A 6275-nucleotide genomic window follows, 5' to 3' on the forward strand; every position below is an offset into this window, starting at 1 on the left:
CGCAGCCTCCTCCCCCCCAATACTGCTTATACGGCAAAAATTTCCCACTCATCACTATCCGCACACGATCCCCAGCCGGATCATTTTCCCGCGCCAGATCCATCTTGAAATCGATAGCGCTCATGATGCCGTCGCCGAACTCTTCGTGAATCAGCGATTTAAACGTGGTGCCGTAGACGTTCACCAATTCGTAGAACCGGTAGATCAACGGATCCGTCGGTATGGCCGTCGGCAGCGATCCCTTGTAGGGCGTGACTTGCAATTGCAGGATGGCGTCTTCGGGCAAGTCGAGCAGTTTGCCCGCGGCTTGGGCCTGCTCGGCGGTCATGGTCATTTGTCCCAGGAGCGCGGCGGCGGTCCACTCCTTGCTCTGGCCGATGACTTCGGCGATGGCTGGCCATTTCAGGCCTTTCTTCAGCTTTTGGGTAACGACAAGTTCGGTGACTTCGGCACGGGTCATCATGGTCGTGGTTCTCCTGAGAATATGCGGTTTGGGGGCAACGCAAAAAACAAAGGACAAGCTGACTGCATTGAAAAAGCCAAGCAGTAAATGCCGAGGCCCCTCGACACACAGTGTCTCGGGGCCTCGATGATTTCTTATTTGCTGCTGCGTTTACTCGCTGCGGAGCGACGCCGTGGTGTCGCAGCGCGCGTGGATGCGCGTTTGGTTGTGGAGGCGCCGGCCGGTGCAGTGTCACCGCTTTCGGTGGCGGCCTGAGGCGCCGCAGCCTCAACGGATTTCGCGGTCCTTTTCGTGGGTGGCGTCGTGACCGATTTAGCCGCGGTTTTTGCCGCTCGCTTGGTGACAGTCTTACGGGCCGGTTTTTCCTCGACTGCCTTTTCCTCCTGCGCCAACGCCCGCTGTGCGGCTTCGCGGAAAATGGCTTCGACTTCCTCCAGGCAGGCGCGGGCACGCTCGTTCAACGGGCCCGTGGCCTCCAGCACGTTGCGCATGGTGCCAAACGCATTGCGGATTTCGTCGGCGGACGCGCCTTCCAGCAGCTTCGGCATGGCCTGCAGGGCGCCTTGGCGGTCCAGCCGCATCATCAACGCTTGATCCCGAGCGAGATCTTTGAATTCCTGCAACGCCAGATCGGAATCGGTGTCTGCACGCAGCTTGCGCAGCATGGCAAAACTGCGCTCGTCGATGCTGCCTTCGGCGCTGGAGACGTACAGCATCATGCGGATGGCGGCCTCTGATACGCCGCCCTGGTCCAACTGGCCGCGCAATTCATTTGCCCGTTGTTCCATGAACGCCCGGTGTTCGGGAGAGACGCCCGGGTGGTTGCGAGGGGCGACGCCTTTTTTGGCACCCAGACCCGCCCAATCCTGTACGACAGGCGACCCATAGATGTTCATGAACAGCTGTTCCCCCGCAGCGTCGCGCAGCTCTTGCCACATATTCAGCCCGGCCACGATATTCTTGGACACCATGCGTTCCATCATGATAAATGGATTCATTGCATCGGCAGGGCGGCGATGTTCGCGTGCGTGCTCCGCCACCTGCGCCACTGGGGCGACCCAGGGATTGGTGTCGGAAATCAGCTCATAGGGCAGGCGCAGCGGATGCATGCGTTGCATCCATTCGGCGGACTGCGGCGTCACGGCGGCCCGGATCCAGGGTTGGACAAAGCTGCGGTACAGGCCCAGATTGATGTCCGAAATCCGCGCTACGGCCGCAAAGCGGCGGTCGTCTTCTTCGTTGCGCTGTACGATGGCGCGCACGTCATCGAGCTTGCGGCGTGCGAACGACACGACATAATCGCCCTCGGCGAGATCCGCATTGAGGGTCTCAGGCGTCTTGTCCGCGATTTCGGCTTGATAAATGCCGGCCGGCAGGACATCGATCAGGTCGATGTTGGCGGTGAACTCTTGGTGTTCTTTGCGGGCGACGGCGCCCGACACAAAAATGCCCAAGTGCCCGATGCTTTCGTGCACGGCGTACACAATGGTTTGGCCATGCGCCAGCACTTCGGCGTCATCCTGGTACAAGTCGGGAATCCAGCCCAGCGCCTGCGGCGGAGGCGTGATGTTGTCGCCCTTGGAGCAGAACACGATGATGGGCGAGCGAATATTGCGCAGGTCGATGCGGATGCCATCCGAGGTCACCAGCCCTGCCGTCGCCAGGCGATTGCCGATGAACAGGTTATCGACGATGTATTGGATTTCCGGTCCGTTCAAAAAAACGTGACCGCCCCACCAGCGTTCAAAATCCAGATAGCGGTCGGCCTCGGTATCGACTTTGGCATACAGGTTGTACTGCTTGCTCCACAGCGTATTGGCAGGATTGAGGTTTTCGAAATTCTGCACCAGCCAGGCGCCGTCAAAACGTCCGTGACCCAGGTCGCTGGCCATCTCCGTCAGCCAACTGCCACCCAGCAGTCCGCCGCTGTAGCGCATGGGATTCATGCCGCGCCAGCCCGCCCAGTACGATAATGGAGCACCGGCGACGATGATGGGGCCGAACAGTTCGGGCCGCATGGCGGCCGTCATCATGATTTGCCACCCGGCCTGGCAATTGCCGATCACCACTGGTTTGCCTTCGGACTCGGGATGGCGCGCGATGATTTCCTCTAGAAACCGAGCCTCGGCACGCATGACGTCTTCGACGGTTTGCGTGTTGGTGGGCTGCGGCAGAAACGAGGCAAAGTAGCAGGGGTGGCCAGCGCGCAAGGCTACGCCGATCTCGCTTTCCGGTTTGAACCCCCCGATGCCGGGCCCATGGCCTGCACGCGGATCCACGACTAAAAAGGGCCGCTTTTGCGGGTCCATCGGCACATCTGCGGGGGGCAGAATGCGCAGCAACCCGTAGTTGACCGGCCGGTCGAGCTCGCGGCCATCCAGTACCAGCTCGGACTTCATGCTGAGCACGTTCGGATGGCGCTTGGCCATGTGGCGGTGATACTGGTTGCCCCGCTGACGCATGACGTCGGCGTACAGCACGCTGCGTTGCAGGGTATCGATGGCGTAGTCGTAGGCAGCCGTCCAAGGGGTGGCTGGCACAGAGGCGGGGGCGTTGCGATCGTAGGCAGGTTTGGCCAAAGCGATCTCCGGTTGGGCAGCCAGCCGGATACGGCTGCGCTGACGGGATTGGTTTGTCGATGATCCCAATTACAGCGCATTAAATGTTGCAACGCAACATCGGTTTGCATTCGTTTGCAGCTAGGGCACGGGCGGAGCGGTGAACGGTTTCACGTTAATAGGGACAGGCCTATGGGTCCCCATATCGTGAAATTCCCTCGTCTATGGGGCCAGCCGCCGAGCGTACGCTATCGCCTCTTATCAACGGGTGTGCTTCAGCCGCCGTTTTGCAGGGACCGCGAGGAAGGCGTATCGGCGACCCGCAACATCCCCCCGAGATTCAAGGCGTCATTTAATCCCGCGCGTCTCGATTGAATTGCAGCCAAGTCTGGACCGCCGGTCGTTGCCATTGTGCGTCCGCATAGGCTTGCAAAGCGGTGGGCAGCTCATCGGTGCCTGCCAGCCGGCGCAGCATCAGCGCGAGTTCGGTGTCGGCTATGGTCCACGAGCCAAAGAGCTGTGCCTGGCCTTCTGGCAACAAGGTCTGTGCGACACGCAGCAGCTTTGCAGCTGCCGCCTGGCCGGCATCGCCGAGAGGGGCAGGGGGGGCGCCATGGAACACGACATCCGTCGGCCGTTCCTCACGCAGGGCCGCCAGGTCGCTGCGCAACCAGGCCTGAATCTGCCGCGCGCGCGCCCGCTCTTGGGGCGTGCCGGGATAGAGCGCAGGATAGTCGGGGGCGGGAAAAACGTCTTCCAGGTATTCGATGATCGCGCTGGATTCGGTCAAGTGAAACCCGTCATGTGTCAGCGCGGGGACGCGACAGGTAGGAGCTCGACTCGTATAAGGCGCCATGCGCTGTTCGCCCGCCTGCAGGTCCACCAACCGCAGTTCGACAGGCAGGCCTTTTTCCGTCAGCGCCACATAGGCGGACATGGCATAGGGGCTCAGGAACTGGGCGTCGACGTAGAGGGTCAAGGGAGAGGCAAGCGTATCCGACAAGATAAAGTTTCCGTGGCGGCAAACCAGTCAACCTGCAGTGCTGTAGCGGGCCGCTTCCACTATCGAGCACAGCTCACAGCGTAACGCAATCACGCCGTTACGGCATCCGGGCGCCGCTGAGGGCGAGGCGAACGTTGTGTTCCGCCCACGCCGTGCGGCTGGCGCTCGTCAATCGACGATAAACAGCCGGGCCCCGACGGGTGTGGACGAGCGATGTGCCTCGGCCTGATCGGCGACCTGATAGCTCATGCCCGGGGTCAGGACAAAGCGCCGTCCGTCTTCCAGCTCCGTGTGCAGCTCGCCCTCCAGGCAGAGCAGGATATGCCCCTTGCTACACCAATGGTCGGCCAGATAACCCGCCGAATAGTCGACCATGCGCACTCGGATATCGCCAAATTGGCGAGTGCGCCAATAAGCCATGCCAGTATCGCCGGGATGTTCGGTAGGTTCGATCGTTTGCCAATCGGTGGTGCCGAAGGGGATATCGTGCATTTTCATGGTGCAATCGCTCTCGTTATCCTTGCTATGCCGCTATTTTCTTTTGCCAGAACATGGCTTGGCCGGTGTCGCTGGCCAATTCGTAACCTTGATAACCGGTTTTGCGATAAAGCGCTTTGGCAGCCTCATTGCCTTGCAATACCTCAAGTGTGATCTTGCAGCAGCCGCGCGCAAGCGCAGTCTGATCCAGGGCCGCCAACAGCTGTTGCGCAATTCCCTGTCCGCGAAATCGCTCGGACACCATGAAATCATGCAGGTTCAATAACGGTTTACACGCAAAGGTGGAAAAACCTTCCAGGTAGATGGCCAAGCCCGCGGGCTGGCCATCCTGCAGAGCAATTAACGCGCCTGCCGTGGGACGTTTTGCCAATTCGGAAATCAGGTTGGCGCGCGTGTAGTCGGATAGTGGCTCATTGCCCCCCATGGGGCCCTGGGCGTATTCGTTCAGCAGCGAGACGACCATGTCGCCATGAGCAGGGTTGTTGAAATCAGCATTAATGATGGTCAGCACGATGACGTCCAATATCGGTGGCTGCGGATGAATGACGCAGCTCAAAACAGGTACAGAAGCACATTATGCCGTGTGCTGCCGTGTGGGTCTTTTTGTCTGAAAATGTTGGACAAGGCTGTCCCTCGCCTCGCGAGGGGGGCGAGCCGGATGCGGACATCGTGCCTGAGCGTTGAGTAGGTAAACTGCTGCATACGTCGATTCTCTGCCACTGGAGTTATTCCCATGTCCCACTCATCCGTCCCAGAGCCTCATCTGGCTTTGCCGGGGGGTAATGGCTGGGCGGGTTTAAAGGCCTGTCTGCCCATCATGATCGGTTATTTTCCTGTGGCCGTGACATTCGGTGTTGCGGGATTGTCTACCGGCCTGTCGCCTGTACAAGTCGTGTTGATTTCGGTCTTGGTCTATGCCGGGGCCAGCCAGTTTCTGCTGCTGGCCTCGATCAAGGCCGGTACCCCGTGGCTATGGGTCGTCGCCCTTTGCTCGCTGCTGAATGCGCGTCATCTGCTGTATGGTCCATTGCTCTCGCGCTTTCTGCCAGAGCGGCTCGGGATGCGCTTGAAGCTCGCGTTTTTGCTGACTGACGAAGTATTTGCCACGGCGCTGAACCGGATTGAACCGGTCTCCCCAGAACAGCGAAACCGTTGGATGACCTTACTCGGGCTGGGAGCCTGGTTGACCTGGATTGCAGGCACTGCCGTTGGTGTCTATGCCGGTGATGGTCTGGAGCATCACTTTCCCATGCTGTCCCAGGTCATGCATTTTGCCTTGCCCGCGCTGTTCCTGGCCCTGGTCTGTCAAAGCGTTACGCGTCCTTTGAGAGGTGCCATCATTGCTGCGCTGATCGTCGGTGTTGCATGTTCCGCCCTGGGCCATACGACTCTCGCCATCCTGGCCGCCGCTGTGGTGGGATGTGTGACCCACCGGTTGCAGAGCGCATGATGATAGGTAGCCAACTTGACTTCTGGGCGGCCGTTATTGCGATGGCTGTCATTACCTACCTGACGCGCGCGTTGCCCTTTTTACTATCGAGCCGTAGCCGGTGGCTGCGGCGGCTGACAGAAGGGTCGTCTCTGGCCGCTTTAGGTCCTGCTTTGCTGGCAGGAATCGCTACTGCTGTCATCGTGCCGGATGTGATGGCGTTGTCGGGGGTGTCCCAGATCCTGCCATACGCGGGAGGATTACTGGCGACGGCCCTGTCTGCCCGTCGGTTGGGGAATGCTGGGGTGGCGGTGATTGTGGGGG

At 60.1% G+C, this 6275-nt stretch carries 7 protein-coding genes; 2 read left to right on the forward strand and 5 right to left on the reverse strand.

All coding sequences use genetic code 11. The features are described 5' to 3' along the window. The 5 genes from cynS to ACNA0I_RS26705 all read right to left on the reverse strand — a co-directional run. On the reverse strand, positions 1-460 hold a 460-nt coding region (gene cynS / locus ACNA0I_RS26685; protein ID WP_415809044.1), incomplete at its 3' end, for a cyanase. A gap of 137 nt (positions 461-597) precedes the next feature. Then, on the reverse strand, positions 598-3042 hold the full coding sequence (locus tag ACNA0I_RS26690; RefSeq protein ID WP_415809045.1) for a DUF3141 domain-containing protein: 2445 nt from the start codon (positions 3040-3042) through the stop codon (positions 598-600). A 331-nt stretch (positions 3043-3373) separates the two neighbouring features. Beyond that, entirely contained in the window at positions 3374-4024 is a 651-nt protein-coding gene (gene yfcF, locus ACNA0I_RS26695) for a glutathione transferase (RefSeq protein ID WP_415809046.1), read from the reverse strand. 168 nt (positions 4025-4192) lie between these two features. Next, positions 4193-4522, reverse strand: coding sequence for a DHCW motif cupin fold protein (locus ACNA0I_RS26700; RefSeq protein WP_415809047.1), 330 nt, complete (start codon positions 4520-4522; stop codon positions 4193-4195). Positions 4523-4547: 25 nt separating this feature from the next. Continuing rightward, positions 4548-5033 (reverse strand): GNAT family N-acetyltransferase, encoded by a 486-nt coding sequence (locus ACNA0I_RS26705; RefSeq protein ID WP_415809048.1) that lies wholly within the window; start codon positions 5031-5033, stop codon positions 4548-4550. 222 nt (positions 5034-5255) lie between these two features. On the opposite strand from ACNA0I_RS26705, the gene ACNA0I_RS26710 reads away from it, so the two are divergent. Together ACNA0I_RS26710 and ACNA0I_RS26715 are read left to right on the forward strand one after the other, a co-directional pair. Next, entirely contained in the window at positions 5256-5972 is a 717-nt protein-coding gene (locus tag ACNA0I_RS26710) for an AzlC family ABC transporter permease (RefSeq protein WP_415809049.1), read from the forward strand. Next, the coding region (locus ACNA0I_RS26715) for an AzlD domain-containing protein (protein ID WP_415809050.1) at positions 5972-6275 on the forward strand (304 nt) is incomplete at its 3' end. The genes ACNA0I_RS26710 and ACNA0I_RS26715, both read left to right, overlap by 1 nt.

The sequence above is a fragment of the Bordetella muralis genome, from assembly GCF_965139205.1.
Lineage (GTDB): Bacteria > Pseudomonadota > Gammaproteobacteria > Burkholderiales > Burkholderiaceae_B > Bordetella_A > Bordetella_A muralis.